The 235-nt window shown below is 37.0% G+C and carries 1 protein-coding gene; it reads right to left on the bottom strand.

Going from position 1 to position 235, the window contains the following annotated elements; translation table 11 throughout:
- Positions 1 to 235: hypothetical protein (locus tag SB822_RS61065; RefSeq protein ID WP_410859652.1), on the bottom strand; the 235-nt coding region annotated here is incomplete at both ends.

The raw sequence follows: 235 nt of genomic DNA, 5'->3' as shown, positions 1-235 counted from the left end.
CTACCAATAATGTTGCTTTAAAAGCGTGAAAAGAATTACCGCCTTCAGGAGGCTGAATTTTTTGTATCTTTCCTTCGTTAGTATCTTGCAACCATTGCTTCAAATCCTCGCTTAGATAACTTTGAATATAATTAGCATTCAGCATTCGAGGTAAAGCTAAAGCTCCTCCTCCTTTTAAATTCATAGTACGGGCAGTTCCTCTTAATGAAAGAACTCGTTCACCGTTTTCTAATAC

The sequence above is a fragment of the Paraburkholderia sp. SIMBA_054 genome (assembly GCF_046534875.1).
GTDB lineage: Bacteria > Pseudomonadota > Gammaproteobacteria > Burkholderiales > Burkholderiaceae > Paraburkholderia > Paraburkholderia hospita.
This window is presented reverse-complemented; position numbering and strand designations above follow the sequence as displayed.